The organism is Paenibacillus sp. FSL H8-0261 (assembly GCF_045040645.1).
In the GTDB taxonomy this organism is placed as follows: domain Bacteria; phylum Bacillota; class Bacilli; order Paenibacillales; family Paenibacillaceae; genus Paenibacillus_AQ.
Map to the genome: position 1 here is coordinate 4,147,558 of NZ_CP150297.1, position 23,283 is coordinate 4,170,840.

Genomic DNA, 23,283 nt, shown 5'->3' on the forward strand with positions numbered 1-23,283 from the left:
TTATGTGATCATGAATCTTCTTCTCTGATGTGACGATACTGCGGTATGCGTACGATAACGGAAGTGCCAATCCCAGGTTGACTATGAATATTGATCCCGTACTCAGATCCAAATAAGAGCTGTAATCTTTCTTGCACATTTTTAATCCCATAGCCGGAACTTTCATGTTCAAGAATACGTGCGATCATATACGGTTCCATACCGACGCCATTATCCTCCACGACAAAAACAATATCCTCACCGTCAAGACTTGCCCGCAGGATGAGTTTACCTCGCCCCTCCCGCTTCAGATCGATGCCATGCATAATCGCATTTTCAACTATCGGCTGTAAAATCAAATGAATCATTTCAAATTGAAATACCTTGTCGTCGGCATCGAATTCTACGTCAAATCTTGAATTGTGCATAGCTAATTGAATATGTATGTATGCTTGAACGTTAGTCCATTCATCTTGAATCGCAATAATTTGCTTCCCTTTATTTAAAGTCGTTCTGTAATAACTAGAAAGGTTATTTACCAAGTCACTAATTTCTTGAGCATCGATTCGCAGCGCTTTGGAATTAATTAAAGATAAAGAATTATATAGAAAGTGAGGATTGATCTGAGCTTGCAGCGCTTTGAGTTCGGCCGACTTTTGCGTGACCTTTGTTTGATATACTTCCGAAATGAGTTGATTTATTTGTTTAAGCATAGAACCGAATCGATCGGTAAGCTGCCCGATTTCATCTTTGGAATTCGTGGAAACAACAACTGTAAGATCACCATCTTCCACCATCTTCATTTTGGTGTTTAATTTCTCGATTCCTCTTAACAGCGTCTCAGAGAACAAGAAGATAATAATACTGAGGAAAACCATACAGATGAGTACAATGATACCCGTGGCGCTTAAAATATTGCGAATGCCTGTATTGTATTGATCATCGGAAACCAAATAATGCAGGACCCAATCGGTCTGCGGAATATCTTTGTTTATAACTAGGTAGGATTCGCCACCTAAGCTTGCTTTTGAAGTACCACTCCTTGAAAGGGATTGAAGCTGAACATCATCCATCTGCGGGGCATGCTCTGTTAACACCGGCTGATTCTTTTGATCGGTAATAATGATGCCCCTACCTTCATTCATCTTGCCAATGAAATCACCGAAGATTTTATTGTAATCAAACCGGACGTAAAGTTCAGCGCTCACGATTTGAAGATCGATATCGCGAATCACTCGAGTGGCAAACAATTCTCCATCCTCGAACCACCACTTCGTTGACTCGCTGCTCTTTGTCGCTTCATACCAATCCTTATCCTTAACTGCTGAAGAAGGCGTAATGAAGTTTCCTAATTCGGATTGCCGATTCTCAGAATACAACATAATCTCAGTCATATCCCCAACCATATACATTAAATTAAAAAAAATAGGTTCAATTTTATCATTCAACGTCTTAAATTGAGCGTACAAATCCTGATCTGGATTACTCATCAAATCAAGAAGCGCAGGATGAAATACAATCGATTTCATGGATACATCCTGTCTCTGAAGACGGTAACTAATTTCTAACGCCAGCTTCCTCGCCTCGTTATCCGCGCTTTGCTGAACCTGGCTTTTCAATGAAGCTTTGGAACTTTGATAGGCATACAAGCCCAGTACAATCGTTGGCAGGAAGATAACAATCACATATGAAAGCAATAATTTCTGACGCAGGCGGATATTACGAATAAATTTGAGCAGACTCATCTTCTTCCGCCACCCTCCCGATATTGAATAGGAGTCAGGCCGTTATGCTGCTTAAACATTAAATTAAAATAGGAAGTATTCGCAAATCCAACTGTACTGGCAATATCAACAACTTTAATCGTTGAATCTCGCAGTAGCTCCTTCGCTCGCTCCATACGTACAGCTGTAATATATTTGATTAGGCTTTGGCCTGTACTTTTTTTAAAGAGGAAACTTAAATAACTTGGCGATAAAAAGACACGATTAGCTAAATAGTCAACCCCAATATCATTTCCGTACTCCATCTGGATGAGTATCTGTACATCTTCAATTACTTTGCGGCATTGATCATCTGTATTCGTTTTAATTTGCAGCAAATGTTCCTGAAAAACGGATAAAATGACTTGCCTCAACTCAGCAATTGAATTGCAAAGTGCGATTCGCTCCAAACCTTCCTTTAGTAAACTGCTGCTTTTTTTGCCTTGAAGCTCTACTACTTTTTTCAATATTTCTGTAAATAAAAGTTTGGCATACATAGAACTAAAGCGCTTACTATTTCGCATACTCGCAATGAGATACTCTATTTGATGCTCGAGTGTACGATATTCATTTCGTGCAATGGAAGTATAAATCTCCTTAAGCATAAGCTCTAACGATTCGTCGTCTATATGGTCATGAATGCTTTCGGCATCTTTGGAACAAACGACACTTCTATCCATAAAAAACCGAAAATTCATTAACTCTTCCAGTTGGGTGAACTCGCCATGAAGCCCCTCTAGCTTATCTACCGGACTACCGACAATAATTAAACATCGCCGGTCGAAGCGAGTCTCCAGCCATTCTTTAACCTTTTCTCCATAAGTCATAAGCTCTTGCCCGTTATCGCTGTTCTTTGAAGCGGGATCAATTACGACGAGCATGATGCTTTGGTATTCATTGATATGTAATAAAAGCATCTCATGTTTACTAGTCGATTGAAGAAATTCAAACGCTTCTGTATGATGTTGATCAAAAAAGTGATTTTGCAATCCAATCATAATCATATACATCCGCTTATTTTCCAGATGATTTAGTCCAGCAAAAGCTGCCCGTTCCTCGTAATGGACGTCACTTTCCCGACCTTGAATGAGATCAAACAGGAGCTTTTGTTTCTCATACGCCACTCCTTTATGAAAACCTTTGATCAGCAACTCGTCCTTCTCTCTCTGAAGTCGTTCGTCATCTAGTATAGCGATTATGGATTGGAATACTTTGAGGAATTCCTTCACATCGATTGGCTTCAACATATAACTAACCGTTCCAAGTTGAATCGCTTTTTGTGCATATTCAAATTCCCCATAAGCACTGTAAATAAGCACCTTAAGGTCCGGAATGACTATCTTTGCCTGCTTGATTAACTCTAAACCGTCCATGAATGGCATGCGAATATCCGTGAATAACAGATCTACATGATGGCCCCTAATATATTCCAGCGCTACTTCCCCATCGTTGGCCTGAGCAACAGAAAAGGGTAGAGCATGCTTCTGAATAAGCCATTCAATAGCATCGATTTCGGCTTGTTGATCATCGACTACTAGAATATGATACATATTTTCCTCCTAACCGTTCATCGGGCGGTATTTACTCGCTTCCAGAGGATACTCACTACAAACCAAAGCATAGCACACTAGGCATTCCAATTCATACCATGTTACATTAACCACATGATTTGGTTTCTATTGTCAGATGGATTCTGTTAGATTTCGCAAAAATCTGTTATTTCGATGGAAATGGTATTTACATTACAATGAAATCTATACCGAAAAACAAATTTTAAATTTGGGAGGTCTTTGTATGAAGAGAACGTGGTTAATTCCCACTACTGCTTTACTCGCCTTGTCAATCCTCATAACAGGCTGCAGTTCCAACAGTACGAACAACAGCAGCACAAAGGAAAGTGCAACACCAAATGATACGGCGGCGCCGAAAGAATCAAAGGCTCCCGAACCGGTAAAAAAAGTGAAGGTTAGATTATCATATTGGAACAAAGAAGACAGTGTAAAGGCACTTCTGCAATTATTCAAAGATAAACTTCCCGATATAGATGTGGAGTATCAGTTCATCGATAACAAGACTTACGTAGATGTCATCAAGACCCAGCTTGCAGCAGGCGAAGGTCCTGACATTATCGGTGGAGTAATCGACGCAAATACCGTCAAGACAGGATATTTCGAAGATTTAACAGAACGTTATGCTAGCAAGTATTATGAAACCGGCACGTCCACCGCGACATTTGATAATAAACTGTACGGATTGCCGCAAGCTAGTTGGTTTAACGGGGTTTACTATAATGTTGATCTATTTGCCAAATATGACCTAAAAGTACCAACAACGCTTGATGAGTATTTCCAAGTAGCTGAAGTACTTAAGAAAAATGGAATTAAACCGCAAGCAATCGGTCTAAAAAATCCTAACGTAGCAGGCCAGTCCTTCCTTGGTTTAGCACTTAATGAATTTATCGGCATAACCGAAGGAAAAAAATGGAACGATGATTTTGGTAAAGGAAACTCAAAAATGGTCGATGCCCTGGAGCCTGCTTTGACGACATGGACCGAATACTTGAAACGTGGTGTCTTCACCAAAGATATGCTTGGGCTTGAAGAAGAACAAGCGATTGACGAGTTTACAAGTGGCAAGGCAGCTATGTTCCAAGCAGGACCTTGGTATATGGAAACCTTTAAGCAAAAGGCGCCAGACATGAAGATTGATATGTTCCCGAACCTGGGTACAAAAGGTGGCCCGGGTTGGATGGTCGGTGGTCCAGGGGTATCGTTTGGTTTGAATGCGAAGTCCAAAGTCAAGGATGCAGCGTACAAGGTGCTTGACCTGTTATCTACACCAGAAGGTCAGAATGCTTACTGGGTCGATAATAAAGGAGGTTCCTCTTTTTTGAAAGGGGTTACTTTTGAAATGCCAGCAGAGTACAACGGTGCTCAAGAAGCTTTCAAGGCGGGCAATGTCATGTACCCTGTTAATAATTGGGGCGTTGCTGGCCCTGCTTTCTCAGATCTAGGAAAAGGTATTCAAGAAATCATAGCAGGTACTAAAACGCCTCGACAAGTGCTAGAAGCGGTAGACAAAAAAGCAGTTGAACTGTTGGAGAAATCTAAATAGGTCGTATAAATTACAAGGGGCAAAGCGATTTGCTCCTTGTACATCCTATAAGCTAAAGGTTGTTGCATATGAACAAACCAAACATTTTCAAACGAGAAATCAATTATGTTCTGCTTCTGCTTCCTGCCTTACTTATTTATTGTACCTTTTTCATATATCCGACGTTAAAGACCGCTGTATACAGCTTTACGAACTGGTCAGACGTGCATCCCGTTGTTGTCAAGTATGTTGGACTAAACAATTATATCGCTCTATTTAAAGATTCCCTCTATTTAACAGGGATTAGCAACACTTTAATCTATGCAGTACTCGCTATGCTCGGACAGAATTTGCTAGCCATTCCATTAGCGGTATTTCTCAATAAAAAATTAAAAACAAAAAATCTGCTGCGGGCTGCGTTCTTCCTTCCTGCGGTGTTCAGCGTATTGGTTATCGGTTTTCTCTGGAATTTTATGTACTCACCTTCGGACTTCGGCTTGATTAATCAACTTGTAGTTGCTCTTGGCTTCGAACGCATTAATTTTCTCGGAGATCCGCGACTTGCACTCTACTCAGTCATCATCGCCTCCGTATGGCAGTGGGTGGGTTACACAATGGTTATTTATTTGGCCAACTTACAGAGCATCTCAACAGATTATTATGAAGCGGCGAAGATCGACAGAGCGAACGGGTGGCAATTGTTCCGTTATATCACGCTTCCTCTACTGCTTCCAGCGATCACCTTCAATACGGTTATGGGGATGATAAACGGGATGAAGGTATTTGATATTGTTTATGCCTTGACTGGAGGTGGCCCTGGGTATTCTACTGAAACGATCGTATCACTCATGATCAAAAAAGGGCTCAGTGAAGGTTTCTATAGCTACGGAGCCGCATTCGGAATCGTCTTCGTGATCCTCGTTGGCTTCATCACCTTTCTTCACTTTACACTAATCAAAATGTGGGAGCGGCGGTAATATGAATCGATATACTAAAGGGTCTGCCGTTACTGAAATTCTCTTGATCGTCATAGCCGCGATTTTTTTGATCCCTATTTACTATTTGATTATCACGACTTTTAAAACCCCAGCTGATGCAGTCTCTAGTCCGATGGGCCTTCCAATTAATATCACATTCGACAACTACGTTCGCGCCTTTAAAGCAATGAACTACTTCCATGTGTTAGGAAATAACCTTCTCATTACGATTTCCTCCGTCGCGGGTATTGTTATGTTTTCTGCGATGGCTGCTTACAGCTTGGTACGACATACGAACCGCTTCAATCGCCTCGTGTTCCTTTTATTCATGGTTGGGATGATGGTACCGTACCAAATGGGGATCTTGGCACTTTATAAACAAGTATCCCAGCTTGGACTTATGAATTCCCACACGGGTGTTATTCTTATAGAAATTTGTTACAGCCTCCCGCTCTCTATCTTTTTAATTAAAAGCTTTATCGGTTCTACCGTTCCATTTGAACTGGAAGAAGCAGCAAAAGTAGACGGCTGTGGGGTGTGGAGAACTTTCTTGCAGATTGTGTTCCCGCTGCTTATGCCGGTGATTGCCACTGTAGCGATCGTGAATACGCTGGGAGTCTGGAATGATTTCATGACACCGCTCTTGTTCTTGCAATCCCGTTCAAAGGGTGTATTACTCTTAGAAGTGTTCCGCAATATTGGGCAATTCTCGACCGACTGGACGAATTTCTTCCCGATGATGCTCCTAGCGGTCGCACCACTCATTCTGTTCTACATTTTCATGCAAAAATATATCATTAACGGCATCACGTCCGGCTCGCTAAAGGGATAGGGAGTTAATGACAAGGGGTTCACACTGAATCATACAGTTGTCAGCAGAAAGTAAAATATTACACTGAACCTAGAAATTAAAACAGCGATAGCACAGGACGAGAAAAAAGTCCTAGGCTGTCGCTGTTTTATTGAAGTAACGTTTTCTGTTAGTTCAATAATTCATTTTACCGATTTGGCTACTATCCATCTCAATATAAAAGCTCTAGCTCTTCTTTCTGCAATCAGTTTTTTCAATGAATAATTTATCTCCCTATATAACAGGCGCTATTTCATTTTTTCCTTCTTAGTATCCTACTCTTTTTTTTGCATGGATCGTAACGGTAATCGGCATATCGGCTTCTGCGTAAATTGATCGTAAGTACTTGGGTGGATGGGTTGCGCAAGATGAAATAACGAATAGTTTCCCCATCAGCGATTGAGTCGCCTGGAATACCTAGAATAGCATCAACTATTATATTTGTGCTTGTCTGTTTTATAATTTTTAAACCCAACACTCTGCTAGGCAATCCCCCCGTATCTGCATCAGGAGAGTAAAGACGTCCTCGAATGTTTTTAAAACCTGCGGAGCAGATCATGCGATTTGCGTACACATTGTTCCAAAATTGGCGATAATACCGAAAAATTTTGATTCGGGTCGAGAATCGCAAGGGAAGTCTGTAGTAATCAAAATCACCGATTCGAATCGGTGGACTGTTTAGATCATACGAAAAGACTACTTTCTCCCATGCCTTTTCCGCATTCTGAATAAATGCCATAAGTCGTTTTCTCGAAACCATGCCGTCCCCCTCCTTATCGCTCTTCCATTGCATTCTATGTATGTTACCTTATGGAAGGCACGGCAAGAATGGATCCTCGTATTTCATGATTTTTCATTTCATGATGTTTGCCGGCTCATAAGTAAAAACCTTATTTTTGAGACAGCAACTTGTAGCAAGGAACGATTACTGCTCGCACTTCACGCATTACAATCTTCGTTGTCAAGGAGCAAATGAAGATGATAGCGGATATCCGAGCATTGAAAAATAAAACAGATTTCATCCTTGTATACCTACATTTCGGGAGAGAATATCGATCATTTCCATGCAAGCTGCAGCACACAAAAAAACGCGACTAAACCGTTCCTACCGGCAGCCGCGTCATTTCTTGCTAAGTAATTTTCTTATCGTTCTAGCAGTAAATCTAAATCGCGAAAGCCTGGAGTGCTTTTTCGATGAAATGTCCAAACGTACCTTTCCGGTAAAGCATATGTTGCAGATAACTGAATTTTCAAGGAGGGAAGCATATTGAATAAGAAAAGAAAACGTCAACTCCCCGTTCGCAAACAGCAAAACGAATTTATAACACCTGCAATTTTAAGACGAACGATACGAAATGTGCTGCCCTTCTATCGCGAAATCGTGCGCAATCCAGCATACTCAGCTGCATGGGTACAAGCGGTGAATACGATTGATTTTGTGCAGATGGAAAGACTGTTTCAAAAGGTAAGCCATGCCCCAATTGCAGAATTGGGATCAGGGTACAGTTTCGGCTTTCGTACACCTATGCGGGATCGACTATACGTCAACGGTTTTTTTCTTGACCCCGCTCAAAGTAAGTATAAAGTGGGAGAACATCTCGTAGTAGTACAAGCTATTCTTCCCTTATACCTCAGGTTGGCGACTGATATTCCATTTGCAACGCGTGTCACTGCCGCAATTAATTCAGGTAATACGACAAGACTGAACAATTTAATTCGTGGATTAATACGCTCCCGTTTTTTACTAACTATCAGAGCACAAGATTCAGGCTTCAGAATCAGCTTTAGATTTCCGATCAGTCGCAAAATATATACTAATTACACCTTACTAGGAGTGGGCTAGTTAGTTGTGAAGACTGCCGGCTTTCACTGGTGGCAGCAACTGATTGAACTACTCGCGACTAAAGTGGCAAGATTCCAAAGTACGGGAGACTAACGTTTCTACTCCGCCGCTTCCGCCAACCATGCTTGCATAACCGGTGATTCCGCCCGATTTAAACGTAGGGCAATTTCGGTATTAACCTCATCCGGCGGCATGACTTCGACAAGGACGCATACTGACTCTCGCAGTTGATTCAATGCAAACACACCTTCATCATCGAGCATTTTCATTGCCAGCTCCATGGCCTTCAGCCTCAAATCAAACTCGCGATTCCCTTCGTCATTCTCAAGATCCGCAATGAAAGGACGCTCGATGAATCGTTGTTTAACGTGATCGAAGTTCTCATCCCCGAAACAACAATAGGGTGAATCGGCATAGGACCATTTGATGAGTTCAGCAATCGTCGATCCCGGTGTGTCACTTTCGTCTCCTTGTCTGGTCGATTCCATCTCCAAAGCTTCCCACGACCAGGCAGAGATGCTAGGCGCATATCCCTCGCCAGTAGTATGTAGCGTACAGTAATAATAATGTTCGCCATTTTCAAAAAGAGCACGAAATGACTTTCTGGCAGCAGCGGCGATTTCTATCGCCAGCGTCTCTATTTCTTGCATCGGCTTCATGATAATGGTCCTCCTTTCCATTAGTCGATCAGCTCAGGTTATTTAAGAACGCTCGTCAATCAGCCGTTCTAGAAATTCCGCAAACGTTGAAGCATACTTGTCGATCAAATCATTCATGAGATCATAACACATGATCGGAAATTCCCCCTGTTTATCTCTAGTAGACGTATCAAAAAAATAAAGCTCGTCGCTATCCGGCACGAACAAGTCCAGTCTGTGGGGAAACCGACCTACCCACCATTCCTCGGCTTTATTCAGTCTATATATGTAAAGAAGGTCGCCGTCGTAATACTCTCTATGTTCCGGAGCTGCGATCGCTAGAATATTGCCGTCTCCCAACCGGGCATTACCGTAATGAACCAGCCACCAGCGATAAGATGGCGGCAGGCAGAATCCTAATTCCTCTTCAGCTTCTGCTATCCAGCTTTCTTCCGCACCATGGCCAGGAAACCATTTTAAAGCGGAGGTCGTTTTCAGTTTTTCTGCCAAACGCTCATACATAAGTTCGATCCCCTCTCCTTATACATGGGTTTATTGTAAGTTTTGGATATCTCTCCAATCTTCTACAAATGATATGGCGGAGCTTTTCCTGCTACAATGTTATCAGGATGAACGTCAGTTGGCTCATAGTCATTCATACGGAGAAGGATATACTCAATCTCTTCTAATGGCATCTGCAATTTTTGGCTGACTTCATAAAGACCCATGTCTTGCGAAAGTAGTTTCCGTGCTTGATTTAGCTTTCCATTTAGCCAATTGTTTTCAAGCATCCATTTTTTCACCAGATCCAGTAGTTGATTTTGAGTTTCCTTATCTGCATGCTTATTATATTTAGCGACTGACTCTGACAAATAGTTACAAAGGTGACTGCCTAATACCTCACGTTGCTCATGCTTGGACATCCGTTGGTACTGTTCATAACTTATGCTGATATCTAATTCGAGGGTATGATCCCTGCTATCAAAACGTCTGGATGTTGTTCGACCATAACTTTCAGGTAAAACACGCAATACAAAAAAGATATCATAGGGAAACTTCCATGTATTTGCTAATTCCTCTAAGGGCAGCAGCTCATCTCTCAATTGACCCACACACGTTCCATGTGTATCCAAAGTAAAAACTAGTTTCATACATACCTCCCTCTCCCACACATAAGGAGTATCCGGATCATCTGTTATTTTCTGAGATCGCTTCGCAGCCTTTCGACAAGAGCCACTGCTCCATAACTTTAAACGCCTGCCCCGCATCCTGTTCATAGAAGACAGCCACCTCTTGCTGGTAGGCATAATTCAATCGTACATAGCCGCCCAGCTGCCGGTAGAACAGGAAACAAGCATAGGCATTCTCAATGGACAAATCCGGCGGAAATTCGTTTTGGCATAAGTCGGCCAGTTCGGGCAGCGTAAGCTGATCCTGTCCTTGTGGCAAACGCAAAAAGAGATGGCTCCGAGTGCCCGTCCACGGTTCATAGTAGATGCTCTCCCCTTGGCTGATTCCATACACCTGACGATATATTTCATCCAGCACCAAGGCGTACATCCCTTCGTCTTCCTGCTCCCGTGCCTGCAGGGAAATCGCCTTTACGTGCTCCGCATGCCGAGGTAGCCAGAGCAGCCTAGCTGTCTGGGGATGTACTGCCAGAAAATCACCGTCCACCGTTGTACCTATAACGATACACTCGCCGATCTGTTGCTCACTAATGGGGCTGTTTTCGTCATGCTCCCATAATCCGTACTCGGCAAAAGGTTTAAGCACCTCCGCATCGGGAAGCTGAACATTCAACCACCCTCTGTAAGTCCCTTCACCGAATCGCCGCAAAAACCGGAGGTAGCCCTGTGGATAAACAGTAACGTCTTCCTTCGCAAGTGCTTGGTTTTGGCCGTCAGATAGCGGTTTTGGCTGAGATACGATGTACATAAATACTCCTCCTGTTAACTGAACGATCCTACCTTTTATTGAAAACCCAATTTTGCTAAAGATTGTTGTATTTCCCGGTCTGCTTTACTTTTGAAAGTTGCAAACTCCACTGAAGATAAAGAATTCGGAAGTTTCTGATGGATAAAGGAATCAAAATCGATTGCCGTCTTGAGAATACGAAGCGTGTGCAGCAAAGGTAGTTGCTCCATTCCCGTCAAACGGGTTAAGCCTTTACAATTCCTAATAGAAAGTTCCTCCAGTGCCTTCATTTCCTGGTTAAAGCTGATTTCCTTCAGTTGGATTTGATCCTCAATAACAAGTCTCTTCAGCGCTTGAAAGGCTGTAATATTGGTCAGGTCATGGAAGCCGCGGACTCTAGTAATCTCCAGGTTCTCGATTGTATTCTCTTCAATTTCATGAATGTGCTCCCGGCCTCCAAGCAAAATGCGAAGGTGCTCCAGCTTCCTCAGCCGGTTAATACAATGTAACGGCAGTTTGCTGATCGAATGCAGCGCGAGATAATTCAAGTTCTCCAGATAACCTATAGCATCAAGGTTTTTAACCTTACCCCCTACATGTAATTCCTCCAGATCAGAGAACTCTCTAAAATATTGCAGGTTGAGGGTCTTTTTATCCGAGATAATGTTTAATTTATTTAGAGAGTGCAACGTATCAATCCCCAAAATTTCCGAATTCTCCAGCTCGTATATGCCTATGCTCAAACTGCGCAGGTGATCCAGCTTCGCCAATGCTTCAGTGTTATGTGCCTGGGTGAGACTATCGAGGTGCAGCATTTTCACATGAGGAATCCGCAAGAGAGTATGACAATCAAAAGACAGCGAATAGTGGGCGTAGAAACGTACTCCGAAATCCTCATTCCAGCGCGCGCAAAGCTCATCCACTTCTTCCAATATGGAGCCATAAAAATCCGGGTGAGAAAATTGAATAATCACTTGGTTACCGTCGTGCAAATCCCGCTCGATCAGATCCCGGTCCGGCAGGGCAGGATTATTGATCAGAATTCTTTTTTTCCATATTTTCCGCATCCATTAATCCTCCTTTTTTGCCATTGATCACAAGCCCGTATTTACTGAAAATCCACGATTTGCTCAAATCGTGAATCGCATCATGGCTTATACGCACAGAAGGCTTTTGCTCCTTCATAGCATCTGCGTCATGCGCCGAGAAGCGAAGCGGCTTTGTCATTTTATTAATAGAGTCTTTTATTTCATCGAAAAACTTATATGTTAACGGCTTATGATCCCTGATATCCTCATAGATATAATACTTCCCGTTTTCATCTTCCAAATCCATTTGAAAGCCTTTAGGAAATGAAAGCAAGATACACGGCAATTCATCCTCTGCCCATTGTCCGTAATAGGGAAAATGGACACCTTCATTTCTCGCAAAAAATCCGGAGCCTTCATTATCAGACGCAACAGAAATGGAATAAACAAAGAATGGGTGACCATCATTCCTTTTTTCCTCTGCCGTAAAATAATGATAAAATGACTGATACGCCTCATACACCTGAATCTGGTCATGCTCTGTCTGGGCATAATTGGTTAGATAAAATTGCGTTTGCTTATGTTCAAAAAGCTTCAAAACGCTTTCAAACTCTTCCGGCCTTATGAAGAATCTAAGTTTATAAAATCCACTGTTCTTTAATCTATCCATTTCTTTTCTCTCACCGCCATGTTCTAAAGTGTCATCTCAGATGACCTTAGCCATTTGCTCATGTATTTTCAAAATTCATATTTCGCAAATCGTTCTTTGAGAGTTTCTTCGTGCGGGATCCACTCCCAATCGCTCCATAATGACATTCTTACGAGTTCTGACAGCTTATCTACGGCTTGTGCCGGACTCGTAATGCTAATGAAGTCGTCAAAATCCTCATTGCGGATATCCAACGCTTTCTGCAAATAGTCATCGTTAAGACGCTCTTCTTTAAGTTGTTCATATTCATCCCTCGTCCACTGTTCACAAAAGATTCTTTCGGCCTCAATATCTCCATTCTCGAACAACGACAACTCGAATATTTCCTCATTTATATATCCGGCGGTCATCACTGGCTCCTCGATAAGCCGAGACAGCGTTTTGCCGATCTTCTTCACCGTACCCCATACAAAATAATCATGGAGCACGCTGATCCAGTACTCGTTGCTTTTGCTTACGTACATGACAACATTGAACTCTTGAGCCTCATTATTTGGCTTGCCTAATACTGTGGCATGCCCTTCGCTTAGCTCTCTTAATGCTCCGACAGTCTTCTCAAGGTTGTTCGACTTGATATGCAAATTTGCGAATGATCTTCCCACGAGATGGCCTCCTCTAATCGCTTTCTTATTCAGACTAATTCTTATTTATATCCTATAGATTGTATCTAAGTATGTCTCTTATTTCCATTATAGTGATCATTTGTCCTGAGTCTTCCTACTTTTCACCTGAATTTTGAAAATGACCTTTACTAGGGAGAGATACTGTATTGTTGCTTCAAGCTGAGCTAGATCTCGATAACACAGTCATGACTGTGGTTTTGTGTTCTTTATAAAAATCCATATTTGCATCCCTGAGGTTAATATGCCGTTACTCTATTCTAACTTGGACATATCGTATTATGAGACTTTTTCCAAAAAAAGCATCTGAGGGGTTGGTTAGATGAAAGGTGTTTCTATTATTACCTGTACAAATCGTCAAAATTATTTAAACAACCTACTCCAAAATTACAACAGACAACGATATGCCCAAAAAGAACTCATCATTATTATCAATAACAATGCAATTCCACTTTCCCCCTACCAACACTTAGCTAAAAAATACAAAAACATAAAGATATTTCGTAAGCCAGAACATCAAACTCTGGGTTCATGCTTAAACTATGCCGTCACAAAATGCAAATATCATACCATCGCCAAATTCGATGACGACGATTATTATGCCCCTCATTATTTGACAGAAAGTATTCAGACATTAAATAGAACAAATGCTGATATTCTTGGAAAACGAGCTCATTATATGTATTTAAGTGGTTCAAAGACTTTAATCCTTCGTTTCGCGCATGACGAACATCGAACAGTTACCCATCTCCCAGGTGCTACACTCGTCTTCAAACGTAAAGTATTCGATCATGTGAAATTCCCTAATAAAAACGTGGGTGAAGATGATCTTTTTTGCAGCAGAAGTAGAAAGAAAGGTTATAAGGTTTATTCTGCGAGTAAGAATAACTTCGTAGCCATCCGTAGAAAAAACTCTTTAAAGCACACATGGATCATCAGTGATAGCACTTTAATAGCAAACCATAAGATCATCCGTAATATTAAAAATTACAAAGCATTTGTTGGACGCAGTCCAAAGATCAAATTATGAAACGGGCTCCAGATTCCACTATATCTGCTGTATCTATTCTGACCTGTACGAAACGAGCTGACTGTATAAATACACTGTTTGATAACTATCGACGACAAAATTTTAATCTTAAAGAACTTATCGTAATCATAAATAATGATAGTTTGAAGATAGATGACTATACAGCTGCTGCAAAAAAACATAAGAATGTGTGGGTTTTTAAAGTACCGGAACATCATTCTCTCGGTTATTGTTTGAATTTTGGTGTGCAATTAGCGAATTATAGTTATATTGCAAAATTTGATGATGACGATTATTACGCTTCCAACTATTTAACTGATAGCATGCAAATACTCCATAAGACTAAAGCAGATATCGTTGGAAAACGGGCTCACTATATGTATTTGAATGATAAGAAGTTACTTTTGCTTCGTTACCTCCGAATGGAGAATAAATATGTAACCAATGTTCAAGGTGCGACCCTACTCATTAAACGCAAGGTGTTCGATCAGATTTCTTTTCCAAATCGGAACAGAGGTGAATGCGTTAAATTTTGTGCTGATTGCGCAGCTCATGGCTTTAAGATTTACGCAGGTAATAAGTATAACTTCGCTGCAATTCGTAGGAAAAACTCTAAAGATCACACCTGGATCATCAGCGACAAGAAGCTTTTATCCAAAAGAGTTAAAGTTATAAAAGTGAAAAACTTCAAAAAATACGTCACTCGAAACTGAATTAATGAAATACGAAATGCAGACTTTCGCCAGATCGAGTTATTTGCTGATGTTACCGGACACTGTTCAATAACGAGAGACTACCATTTGTGCGGTAATAACCCAATAAAAAGACTGGATGGCAACTTAACCATGTTGCTATCCAGTCTTTTTATAAGGGCTTCCAATCGTGAAATACCAAGAGTTAGTTTTATAAATTTCTAATACATAGAAGTCACGCTTCACTTTACTCACCTCGCTATTTTATTTATTTATTTTTTATTGCAAATGCAACAATTATGAGATAAATTAATATATATTATTTATTGCATTTACAACAAAACACGCGCTAAGGAGTTATTTATGAAGGAAATCCTACGTGAAATTGGAATGATAGCTAGGGCATTAGATTCAATAAGCAATATAGAATTTGCAGAACATGACCTTACAAAAGGGCAATATTTGTACCTTGTTCGAATATGTGAAAACCCAGGAATAATTCAAGAAAAGTTAGCTGAGTTGATAAAAGTAGATCGAACAACAGCTTCACGTGCAATTAAGAAATTAGAAATTAATGGATTTATTGAAAAGAAAGAAGACAATCAAAATAAAAAAATAAAAAAACTATTTCCTACGGAGAAAGGGGTTACTTTGTACCCATACATAAAAAGGGAAAACGATTATTCCAATAAGGTCGCATTATCTGGATTCTCTGAGAGTGAAGTAGAAACTATGTTTACCTTGCTGCAGAGAGTCAGAAAAAATGTAGAAAAAGACTGGGAGTTAGTCAAAAAAGGAAACAAAAGAGATTATTGACTTAGTAAACGGAGGACAAATAAAAATGACCATAAATATAAAAAAGTGTACGTTTGAAGATTTAGGGTTACTCCAAGAAATCAGTGTTGAAACATTTAACGATACATTTCAGAATCAAAACTCACCTGCAATTATGAATGCTTACTTAGATCGTGCTTTTAATTTGAAACAATTAGGAAAAGAATTATTGAATAATTGTTCGGAATTCTATTTTATTTTTTTGAATAAGGAAGTTGCAGGATATTTAAAGCTAAACTTTAATGATGCCCAATCAGAAAAAATGGGTAATGATTCGCTTGAAATCGAGAGGATTTATATCAGGGGGAAATTTCATAAACGAGGACTAGGTAAATACCTGATGAATAAGGCTTTAGACATAGCAAAAGATCAGAATAAAGAGAAGATTTGGTTAGGCGTTTGGGAAAAAAATGAGAATGCAATTAAATTCTATGAAAAAATGAATTTCGTTCAAACAGGGACTCACTCTTTCTATATGGGTAATGAAGAACAAATAGATTTTATAATGACTAAAACACTCAGTTAATATTCTCATATTTCGTAAACTAGAACATCATCAGAAAAAAAATCGGCACCAAGTATATAGATATACGCTAACTAGGTGCCGACTGATAAACGCCTATAATAGATTTAAATTAATAGCACCATGCTTACGAATGCGGACAGGATAAATCTGCTCAACACCAAATGAGTGCATATATGCTTTATAGGAATCCATGTATTCTTTTGGCAATAAAGCCATTATAACTCCTGCAAAACCGCCTCCATGTACCCTGCAGGCTCCTGCCCCCTTCTCCTTGATAAACAGCTCAGTTAATGCCAAATATAGTGTCACACCCTGTTCAGAAGGAGTAGAGTTAGAATAGCAATTTTGCAGCCATTTCCAGGATGAGTTTCCAGATTCATTTACGAGTCTTATGAAGCTGTTTGCATTATCGCCTGTCAAAGCTTCTACTTGTTGATCAACTCGAATGTTTTCCTCATAGAAATGCAGTGCTCTCAATACAGCTCTATCTCCAACACTCTCTCTAAGTTTGTCCAGGTTGTCCAATATATCTTGCTTTTCTAAATCACGAAGCACATTTTTCCCAAGTTCTCGGGCAACAGCCTTCATTTCTGTTGGAATTGAGGAGTATTCTTCACTTAAATCTGCATGGTTTGCACCTGTGGGGACAATAAATAACTCATAACCTTTGTCAATGGATGAAAAATTTAATGTAGTGATCAGCGGAGCCTCGATGTTTTTAAAATCAATCGAAATTAGTCCCCCATATCCACAAGCAATTTGGTCGAGCAAACCCGATTGTTTGTTCCACTCTGAATTCTCTGCATATTGGCCTATCTTGGCACAGGTAACGACATCCATCTCGTTATTGTTGTAGAAGAAATTAATAATAGAACATATCAACATCTCAAAAGAAGCTGATGAGCTTACACCTGCTGCACTTATGACATCACTTGTGATACAAACATCAAAACCGCCTAATTTATAACCGTAACGTTCAAAACCGTCCAAAATCCCTTTAACTAAGGTATATGTTCCTGAAAGGTTAAGGCTATTCCCACTCGAATTTAAATCAATAATGAAGTCTTCGTTATAGGTAATGCTTTTTATACGAATAATATTTTGATCATTTTTCGCAGCCGCTCCAATACAATCCATGTTTATACTGGCAGCAATTACTTTACCTAGATTATGATCTGTATGATTGCCACTAATTTCACTGCGCCCTGGTGAGTTAAAGAGAAACACTTCGCCCTCTGCAAATTTTTTTACATATTCCTGAACCAAGGTTTTATATCTTTGCTTTTGATCGTTAATGATAGATGGAACATCACCATACAGACTTTCTAGTGTTCTTTGAAATTCTTTTGATTCGATCAGTTGAATTGTTTCTGTAATTGATGGCATCCTTTGAATTCCTCCATATGTATAATTGATCAAGAAAAATATAGCATTTATTAATTATTTCATACTAGTGAAAAATGTAACTTTTATATGGATGATTATGACTTATAATTCCTCAAATATATATATTTAGTGTATATGTTGCGTGCCAAGAGCTTTCACCGTAACGCGCGGTCGTTGCGCTGTGATAACTAAATAAAAAGACTGAATGCCATAGCAAGATAGCTATATGCATCCAGTCTTTCTTTTTAAAAGGTATAATCGTAAAATTTCTCTGCATTACTTACGCTAGACCATATATCTGCGCTTTCCCCACCTATATACCAATAAGCAATTCCGGCTAGATTGTTCTTAACGCTTAAATCGTATTTTGCTATTAATGAACGGCCATCCTCAATCCAGATCGTGTGTTTTATGGACTGCTTTGAATAGTTGGCAACATATTGTCCTAAAGTCTCATTCCATACGGGCTTCATTCCATAGCTACTAATAATCTGATTTTGCTCCGGAAGCGAGATATACTTTGAAGATGAAACCGTACCATTCTGATTCAATGTCCAGTCACGATTATATAAAGGCAGTGCCAATATAACCTTATGGCTGGGTACGTCCTTTAGTACAGTATCCACTGCATGTTGATCAAAAGGAATAGAAGCATTGGGCCCTGGAAGCTTACTCCCGTCATAATGTTCGTCATAACCCATCATCACCATATAGTTCACTTGCTTACCTAGTGCAGCGTAGTCAAAAGCATCTGTCCAATCTGTTCCAAGATCAGGAGAGACGTCTATTGATAGCTTCGCGTTAAGAGCATGCATTTTCTCAGCTAATAATGTAATGAACGAGGTCAAATACTCACGATCATCAGGCGCTACATTTTCAAAATCAATGTTTAGTCCATCTAATCTATATTTACTCACTAAAGCTACTAATTGATTTACTGCAGTATTCCTTGTGGTTACACTCGACAACATTTGATGGGTCGCTTCTTGATTCGATCGATTGCCTACCATCGCCCATATTTTCTTATTATTCTTCTTTGCCCATGTGATCAGCGAAGTATCCGTTGAATCCGTTACTGCACCTGTTTTTCCTACATAATACCACCGTGGTGATAAGGTGTTAACGTTAGATTTCAGAACCGTATTCTCATATTGTGCCGTCGTCTGCCCATATTGCCAGCCTATAACGATTCGATCCTCCGGCTCATCATCGAGTTCTGCTGCCCAACTCTCATTTTGCAGCACTCGGTCAATGAGGACGGCCGTTTCCTGTCTAGTTATAGGATCAGAGGGTCGGAAATTCTTGCGATTATCCCCCTTCATTAAACCTAGATCATTTACAGTTGCAACAGCTGATCTTGCCCAGCTAGCAATTTCATTTCGATCATTGAACGAAGTTAGAGCATGAGTATGGTTTGTTTGCTTTAAAGCTTTGGCCATCCATACAGCCGCTTCCTGCCTGGTAACTGCTTTTGCTGGCGTGAAAGTAGTTGCCGATGTGCCGTTAGCCAGCTCAAGCTGAACAGCTGCCTGTATCCAGCCGTAATACCAAGCTTTTTTTGCTACATCTGTATAAGGAGATACTGGACTGACTGCCGGATCAAGCTTTAGCAGACGGTCAAGAACCGTAATGAATTCCGCTCTAGTAATCGATTTAGTAGGTGAGAAGCTTGTCGCCGTTGTGCCGGTTAATATGTTGCGGTGATACAAATCTATAATTTCATTTTTAGCATAACTAGTATCTATATCCTTAAAAGGCGCCTCATCATCAGCCGATATATGTTGAATAAATACTCCAGCTACAAGCACTACTACAAGTATCGTAATTACAAATCTACCAAATCTATTGTTCACGAGATGATCCTCCTCGGATATAATCTTCGAATTATACCAAGGATAGAAGCTATAAACACTGCTAAAATATTGGTAGAGCGCAAAAAAAATAGGGCATCCCACTAGCCGTTACGACTTTTAGGATCCCCCTATGATTTAAAGAGCCCGAAATAAAAGCTCCCCTTTGGACTGAATGTATCGATAAATCGTACCACACACTACTAATATCAATAATCCAATGCCTAACAATACGAGATTACCGTTCAGATCGGCTAGAAGAAGACTCAAACCAAATGGAATCAGTAAACTTATAAACCCTATCAACATCGCCACTAAGACGGATGCGCTTTGTTTGACTACCGATACTTCATTTGTCCACTCCAGTTTAGGTAACTTCAAGTTAACGAGCACACCTATCATTGCAGTAAGACAAGCATAAAGGACCGGAATAACCAATAATAGCAAGCTTTCCACCCATCCCGTACCTAGGGATATCATAATGAGCACACTACTTACAACCGCAATCGGCACGGTAATCGTAAGATTCACTGCAATTTTACTTAGCAATATCGTTATTGTCGGCACAGGTGCGCTTTTTAAAATCCAAATATTATTACCTTCGAGCGAAATAGAACTGGATGTCGTACAGCTTAAAGTTACAAAAACGGAAACAAACAGTGGAGCCAGTCGATTCAGATAATTTGAAAGCTCTGGTATCTCAACGAGTTGACCTAGTTGGTCTGCACTAACGAACAGTAGGGCGATCGCTAACACAAGTAACATTACCATGCCTATACTCGTGTTAAGTACATAGATAGAAGAACTAAAATAGCGACGCAGCTCTTTTTTATACAATGTGTAAAGCGGTGAAGATACTGCAAGTGATTTCATTTGATATTTATTTTTTGAAAAAGAAGTCGTAAGACCTGTGTGGATCGCTTTATATTTGCTACCAAGCACGATGGTAAACAGCATAAAAGAAATCAGTGAAAACCCAATAAACAATACTAAGGAATCAAACTGAAACGAGCAAACCGCATTTACATACATAAGCGTCAAAGGATACAAGCTGTATATTTGATCAGCAATTTGAGCGCTCATATCCGCAAGTAATTGTGGATTGTTACCATTTATTTGACCTGAACCAACAATTATAGCAATAATTACAACAAAAGTTAGGATGAGCGTTATTATACGACTTCCTTTAAATCTTGAGGAAACCCAGCTGATCAGAGCACCTATAATCGTTGCAGCTATGATCGGCACTAATGGAATAAATAACAGTGTAATCAAAAAATACAAATAATATAGTACGCCGGGATTCACCTTTATAGCATAAACTATGCCTGCAGGTACCATCACCAGCAAAGAGAAGAATAGGTTTAACACATAAAGCTGAGCCACCCGACTTGCTACAATATGACTCGTTTTGATTGGCAGCGACATTACGAGATCGTAGTCTTTGGAGCCAAATAATACACCACTAGCCTTATAGATCGTTGTAAAAAATCCGATTAAGCAAGTAACTGCCATCATTATCGCAAGGAGCAGCTCTGGCCGGCCAATCTGTTCAAGGGTCTCTGCTATCATATAGCTATAACCAAATGAAACCACAGCCATCATAACAATTCCAATTAGGATCCCGATGGTCAGCCACAGCATTTTTCGTCTTTCTTTCACATCACGTGTGTGCAAAGCTTTATTTAACCCAAAGGAAGAGATCAGCTGAATCTTCGTCAATCTCCAGATATTAATCATGCTTAATCAACTCCAAAAATACATCTTCAAGGCTGCTGTCACCCTTCACCTCTTCTGTTTTCCCATGCGTAATCAATTCTCCCGCTTTGATAATGGCAATCTTATTACAGAGCTTCTCCGCTACATCCAGTACATGCGTTGAAAAAAAGATCGCACTGCCCTGACTGCAAATCTCCGTCATGATTTTTTTAAGCGTGTGTGCCGCTTTTGGATCAAGTCCCACAAAGGGCTCATCCAGAACTAACAGCTTCGGTTTATGTATCAGTGCCGAGATGATCGCGAGCTTCTGCTTCATACCATGAGAATACGAGGAGATTAAATCCCCCAAATGAGATGTAATCTCAAATTCATCGCCATATTTCTTAATCAACAACTCCCGATCTGCTTTCGATACACTAAAAAGATCACCAATAAAATTCAAGTATTGAATGCCGGTCAGATGATCGTATAGATCTGGATTATCTGGAATATACGCAGTGATCGCTTTGCAGGCTAAAGGATCTTTTTTGATGGAATGTCCACCTATTTCGATATCCCCCTCTTCAAAATCAAGAACACCTACTACTGCCCGAATCGTCGTTGTTTTCCCCGCGCCGTTATGACCGATAAAGCCATAAATATCGCCTTTCTCGACCACTAAGTTCAAGTCATTCACTGCCTTCTTACCGCCCTTATAGCTCTTGGTAAAATGCTTTATTGTCAACATCTTGGCACTCCCTCTCCGTTCGTATTCGTATTAGTAACTTTCATCATGCAATCAATGCCTACCGTTTCATACGTTGTTAGGATAGTTTTACTATAGTACGTTTATCCTGTCCATTTAGTTCATTCCTTCATATAAATAAATTTTTCTTTATAAAAACGAAAAAAGAGAGGGGTTCTCCCCTCTCTTTTATAATCCTGTTTATACGTATTTATGGAACGTTGCGAGCAGTTGATCAGCTACATAGTCAACTCCGTAAGCAAGTTGATTGTGATCGAAGCGTATTTTCACAAAGCTCTCATCTGTATCAAGCGCATCGGCGAACAAACCAGCTAAACCACGTGCCTTGCGATCAATCTGTAGGAGCAACTCAATGCCATCCTCATTTGGAAAGAAAACGATTTCTAATTCGTCTAGTTGATTCCGGAACTGTGAGGGGGGAACGAATTCAAATTCTTGAACAAAATCTAAGCCATTGATCCTGCCGTAACGCGGTGCATATTCACAAGTCACTTCACGAATATGGAACCCGAGCTGATTCATCGCATCCAAAATAATAGCACAATATGGATGAGGGCCTACTTGAAGATAATCCTGATCCTTCGGATCAATTGCCTCTTTAATATCAAGTCCGGTTTGAATCCAAACCGGCGATCTACCTAACGTCACTGGCGTTATCGCCGGAAGCTGAAATGAGACAGGAAATTCATAGACCTGCTCCGCCACTACTTTGAATTTACTTGCTAACAGGAATTTGGATACCGTCGCTTCCACTTCCATCTTCTTATCGTTCAGCTCTTTCAAGTAACGCGTCTTAACGAATGCGTAGACGTCATCGACCTCCTGATCCACTCGGCCACCGTGAATTCGAACGGTACCACTGATCGTATCACCTGCGTTCACGAAATCTTGATGAAGCATGAGATCTACTTTAGCCGCTCCAATTCCGGCACTCGCGAGCATTCGTTTAAACATTGACATTGTAATGAATTCCCTCCCTAATATTTGCATATTTAAGGATACGAAGGGAACCACCTGAGGTTTCATTTACGGGACAGTAAATGCCATGCAACTGACAAAAAAGAAGCATCCTCACCCCAAATAG

The 23,283-nt window shown here is 40.4% G+C and carries 23 protein-coding genes; 8 read left to right on the top strand and 15 right to left on the bottom strand.

Annotation, left to right across the window (positions count from 1 at the left end; genetic code table 11):
* Window positions 1–8: 8 nt before the first annotated feature.
* A complete protein-coding gene (locus MHI27_RS18430) occupies window positions 9–1,724 on the bottom strand; it encodes a sensor histidine kinase (RefSeq protein ID WP_076300602.1) in 1,716 nt (571 codons plus the stop codon).
* On the bottom strand, window positions 1,721–3,292 hold the full coding sequence (locus MHI27_RS18435; RefSeq protein ID WP_405174424.1) for a response regulator: 1,572 nt from the start codon (window positions 3,290–3,292) through the stop codon (window positions 1,721–1,723). Before MHI27_RS18435 ends, MHI27_RS18430 begins: the two co-directional genes overlap by 4 nt.
* 244 nt (window positions 3,293–3,536) lie before the next feature.
* Here MHI27_RS18435 and MHI27_RS18440 point away from each other — a divergent pair, with 244 nt between their 5' ends.
* The 3 genes from MHI27_RS18440 to MHI27_RS18450 all read left to right on the top strand — a co-directional run bounded on the left by MHI27_RS18440 (window position 3,537) and on the right by MHI27_RS18450 (window position 6,644).
* Entirely contained in the window at window positions 3,537–4,856 is a 1,320-nt protein-coding gene (locus MHI27_RS18440; RefSeq protein WP_405174425.1) for an ABC transporter substrate-binding protein, read from the top strand.
* A gap of 68 nt (window positions 4,857–4,924) precedes the next feature.
* On the top strand, window positions 4,925–5,812 hold the full coding sequence (locus tag MHI27_RS18445; RefSeq protein ID WP_076286224.1) for a carbohydrate ABC transporter permease: 888 nt from the start codon (window positions 4,925–4,927) through the stop codon (window positions 5,810–5,812).
* Window position 5,813: 1 nt separating this feature from the next.
* Window positions 5,814–6,644 (top strand): carbohydrate ABC transporter permease, encoded by an 831-nt coding sequence (locus MHI27_RS18450; RefSeq protein WP_149646055.1) that lies wholly within the window; start codon window positions 5,814–5,816, stop codon window positions 6,642–6,644.
* A gap of 271 nt (window positions 6,645–6,915) precedes the next feature.
* On the opposite strand, the gene MHI27_RS18455 is transcribed toward MHI27_RS18450, so the two are convergent.
* The gene (locus MHI27_RS18455; RefSeq protein WP_042189324.1) at window positions 6,916–7,422 is read right to left on the bottom strand and encodes a DL-endopeptidase inhibitor IseA family protein; all 507 of its coding nucleotides are present in this window, start codon (window positions 7,420–7,422) and stop codon (window positions 6,916–6,918) included.
* Between the two features lie 507 nt (window positions 7,423–7,929).
* Here MHI27_RS18455 and MHI27_RS18460 point away from each other — a divergent pair.
* Window positions 7,930–8,505, top strand: a complete 576-nt coding sequence (locus tag MHI27_RS18460; RefSeq protein ID WP_076286227.1) for a hypothetical protein — start codon at window positions 7,930–7,932, stop codon at window positions 8,503–8,505.
* A gap of 98 nt (window positions 8,506–8,603) precedes the next feature.
* On the opposite strand, the gene MHI27_RS18465 is transcribed toward MHI27_RS18460, so the two are convergent.
* The 7 genes from MHI27_RS18465 to MHI27_RS18495 all read right to left on the bottom strand — a co-directional run bounded on the left by MHI27_RS18465 (window position 8,604) and on the right by MHI27_RS18495 (window position 13,399).
* A complete protein-coding gene (locus MHI27_RS18465; RefSeq protein WP_405174426.1) occupies window positions 8,604–9,185 on the bottom strand; it encodes a DUF4303 domain-containing protein in 582 nt (193 codons plus the stop codon).
* A gap of 21 nt (window positions 9,186–9,206) precedes the next feature.
* Window positions 9,207–9,665 carry an SMI1/KNR4 family protein gene (locus MHI27_RS18470; protein WP_405174427.1) on the bottom strand — a complete coding sequence of 153 codons (459 nt, stop codon included), beginning with the start codon at window positions 9,663–9,665 and terminating at the stop codon, window positions 9,207–9,209.
* 62 nt (window positions 9,666–9,727) lie between these two features.
* Window positions 9,728–10,294: a hypothetical protein gene (locus tag MHI27_RS18475; RefSeq protein ID WP_076300596.1), complete on the bottom strand. Its 567-nt coding sequence runs from the start codon at window positions 10,292–10,294 to the stop codon at window positions 9,728–9,730.
* Between the two features lie 37 nt (window positions 10,295–10,331).
* Window positions 10,332–11,081 carry a hypothetical protein gene (locus MHI27_RS18480; protein ID WP_405174428.1) on the bottom strand — a complete coding sequence of 250 codons (750 nt, stop codon included), beginning with the start codon at window positions 11,079–11,081 and terminating at the stop codon, window positions 10,332–10,334.
* Between the two features lie 35 nt (window positions 11,082–11,116).
* Window positions 11,117–12,127 (bottom strand): hypothetical protein, encoded by a 1,011-nt coding sequence (locus tag MHI27_RS18485; protein WP_405174429.1) that lies wholly within the window; start codon window positions 12,125–12,127, stop codon window positions 11,117–11,119.
* The gene (locus MHI27_RS18490) at window positions 12,090–12,758 is read right to left on the bottom strand and encodes a hypothetical protein (RefSeq protein ID WP_405174430.1); all 669 of its coding nucleotides are present in this window, start codon (window positions 12,756–12,758) and stop codon (window positions 12,090–12,092) included. Before MHI27_RS18490 ends, MHI27_RS18485 begins: the two co-directional genes overlap by 38 nt.
* A gap of 68 nt (window positions 12,759–12,826) precedes the next feature.
* On the bottom strand, window positions 12,827–13,399 hold the full coding sequence (locus MHI27_RS18495; RefSeq protein WP_076300592.1) for a hypothetical protein: 573 nt from the start codon (window positions 13,397–13,399) through the stop codon (window positions 12,827–12,829).
* Window positions 13,400–13,739: 340 nt separating this feature from the next.
* Here MHI27_RS18495 and MHI27_RS18500 point away from each other — a divergent pair, with 340 nt between their 5' ends.
* The 4 genes from MHI27_RS18500 (at window position 13,740) to MHI27_RS18515 (ending at window position 16,499) form a co-directional block, all read left to right on the top strand.
* Entirely contained in the window at window positions 13,740–14,447 is a 708-nt protein-coding gene (locus MHI27_RS18500) for a glycosyltransferase (RefSeq protein WP_405174431.1), read from the top strand.
* Window positions 14,444–15,160 (top strand): glycosyltransferase, encoded by a 717-nt coding sequence (locus MHI27_RS18505; protein WP_405174432.1) that lies wholly within the window; start codon window positions 14,444–14,446, stop codon window positions 15,158–15,160. Before MHI27_RS18500 ends, MHI27_RS18505 begins: the two co-directional genes overlap by 4 nt.
* Before the next feature lie 342 nt (window positions 15,161–15,502).
* A complete protein-coding gene (locus tag MHI27_RS18510; RefSeq protein WP_076286235.1) occupies window positions 15,503–15,955 on the top strand; it encodes a MarR family winged helix-turn-helix transcriptional regulator in 453 nt (150 codons plus the stop codon).
* Between the two features lie 25 nt (window positions 15,956–15,980).
* The gene (locus MHI27_RS18515) at window positions 15,981–16,499 is read left to right on the top strand and encodes a GNAT family N-acetyltransferase (RefSeq protein ID WP_341053242.1); all 519 of its coding nucleotides are present in this window, start codon (window positions 15,981–15,983) and stop codon (window positions 16,497–16,499) included.
* 93 nt (window positions 16,500–16,592) lie between these two features.
* On the opposite strand, the gene MHI27_RS18520 is transcribed toward MHI27_RS18515, so the two are convergent.
* The 5 genes from MHI27_RS18520 to MHI27_RS18540 all read right to left on the bottom strand — a co-directional run bounded on the left by MHI27_RS18520 (window position 16,593) and on the right by MHI27_RS18540 (window position 23,159).
* The gene (locus MHI27_RS18520) at window positions 16,593–17,885 is read right to left on the bottom strand and encodes a galactokinase (RefSeq protein ID WP_405174433.1); all 1,293 of its coding nucleotides are present in this window, start codon (window positions 17,883–17,885) and stop codon (window positions 16,593–16,595) included.
* Window positions 17,886–18,130: 245 nt separating this feature from the next.
* Window positions 18,131–19,738 (bottom strand): S-layer homology domain-containing protein, encoded by a 1,608-nt coding sequence (locus tag MHI27_RS18525; RefSeq protein WP_405174434.1) that lies wholly within the window; start codon window positions 19,736–19,738, stop codon window positions 18,131–18,133.
* Between the two features lie 135 nt (window positions 19,739–19,873).
* Window positions 19,874–21,475 (bottom strand): hypothetical protein, encoded by a 1,602-nt coding sequence (locus MHI27_RS18530; protein WP_405174435.1) that lies wholly within the window; start codon window positions 21,473–21,475, stop codon window positions 19,874–19,876.
* Entirely contained in the window at window positions 21,468–22,181 is a 714-nt protein-coding gene (locus tag MHI27_RS18535; protein WP_042189353.1) for an ABC transporter ATP-binding protein, read from the bottom strand. Before MHI27_RS18535 ends, MHI27_RS18530 begins: the two co-directional genes overlap by 8 nt.
* 198 nt (window positions 22,182–22,379) lie before the next feature.
* Window positions 22,380–23,159 carry a sporulation protein gene (locus tag MHI27_RS18540; protein WP_405174436.1) on the bottom strand — a complete coding sequence of 260 codons (780 nt, stop codon included), beginning with the start codon at window positions 23,157–23,159 and terminating at the stop codon, window positions 22,380–22,382.
* Window positions 23,160–23,283: the final 124 nt, after the last annotated feature.

Excerpts from the sequence above, each read along its gene's own strand:
- MHI27_RS18430 (WP_076300602.1), bottom strand. The coding sequence starts at position 1,724 with ATGAGTCTGCTCAAATTTATTCGTAATATCCGCCTGCGTCAGAAATTA.
- MHI27_RS18435 (WP_405174424.1), bottom strand. The coding sequence starts at position 3,292 with ATGTATCATATTCTAGTAGTCGATGATCAACAAGCCGAAATCGATGCT.
- MHI27_RS18440 (WP_405174425.1), top strand. The coding sequence starts at position 3,537 with ATGAAGAGAACGTGGTTAATTCCCACTACTGCTTTACTCGCCTTGTCA.
- MHI27_RS18445 (WP_076286224.1), top strand. The coding sequence starts at position 4,925 with ATGAACAAACCAAACATTTTCAAACGAGAAATCAATTATGTTCTGCTT.
- MHI27_RS18450 (WP_149646055.1), top strand. The coding sequence starts at position 5,814 with ATGAATCGATATACTAAAGGGTCTGCCGTTACTGAAATTCTCTTGATC.
- MHI27_RS18455 (WP_042189324.1), bottom strand. The coding sequence starts at position 7,422 with ATGGTTTCGAGAAAACGACTTATGGCATTTATTCAGAATGCGGAAAAG.
- MHI27_RS18465 (WP_405174426.1), bottom strand. The coding sequence starts at position 9,185 with ATGGAAAGGAGGACCATTATCATGAAGCCGATGCAAGAAATAGAGACG.
- MHI27_RS18470 (WP_405174427.1), bottom strand. The coding sequence starts at position 9,665 with ATGTATGAGCGTTTGGCAGAAAAACTGAAAACGACCTCCGCTTTAAAA.
- MHI27_RS18475 (WP_076300596.1), bottom strand. The coding sequence starts at position 10,294 with ATGAAACTAGTTTTTACTTTGGATACACATGGAACGTGTGTGGGTCAA.
- MHI27_RS18480 (WP_405174428.1), bottom strand. The coding sequence starts at position 11,081 with ATGTACATCGTATCTCAGCCAAAACCGCTATCTGACGGCCAAAACCAA.
- MHI27_RS18485 (WP_405174429.1), bottom strand. The coding sequence starts at position 12,127 with ATGCGGAAAATATGGAAAAAAAGAATTCTGATCAATAATCCTGCCCTG.
- MHI27_RS18490 (WP_405174430.1), bottom strand. The coding sequence starts at position 12,758 with ATGGATAGATTAAAGAACAGTGGATTTTATAAACTTAGATTCTTCATA.
- MHI27_RS18500 (WP_405174431.1), top strand. The coding sequence starts at position 13,740 with ATGAAAGGTGTTTCTATTATTACCTGTACAAATCGTCAAAATTATTTA.
- MHI27_RS18505 (WP_405174432.1), top strand. The coding sequence starts at position 14,444 with ATGAAACGGGCTCCAGATTCCACTATATCTGCTGTATCTATTCTGACC.
- MHI27_RS18510 (WP_076286235.1), top strand. The coding sequence starts at position 15,503 with ATGAAGGAAATCCTACGTGAAATTGGAATGATAGCTAGGGCATTAGAT.
- MHI27_RS18515 (WP_341053242.1), top strand. The coding sequence starts at position 15,981 with ATGACCATAAATATAAAAAAGTGTACGTTTGAAGATTTAGGGTTACTC.
- MHI27_RS18520 (WP_405174433.1), bottom strand. The coding sequence starts at position 17,885 with ATGCCATCAATTACAGAAACAATTCAACTGATCGAATCAAAAGAATTT.
- MHI27_RS18530 (WP_405174435.1), bottom strand. The coding sequence starts at position 21,475 with ATGATTAATATCTGGAGATTGACGAAGATTCAGCTGATCTCTTCCTTT.
- MHI27_RS18535 (WP_042189353.1), bottom strand. The coding sequence starts at position 22,181 with ATGTTGACAATAAAGCATTTTACCAAGAGCTATAAGGGCGGTAAGAAG.
- MHI27_RS18540 (WP_405174436.1), bottom strand. The coding sequence starts at position 23,159 with ATGTCAATGTTTAAACGAATGCTCGCGAGTGCCGGAATTGGAGCGGCT.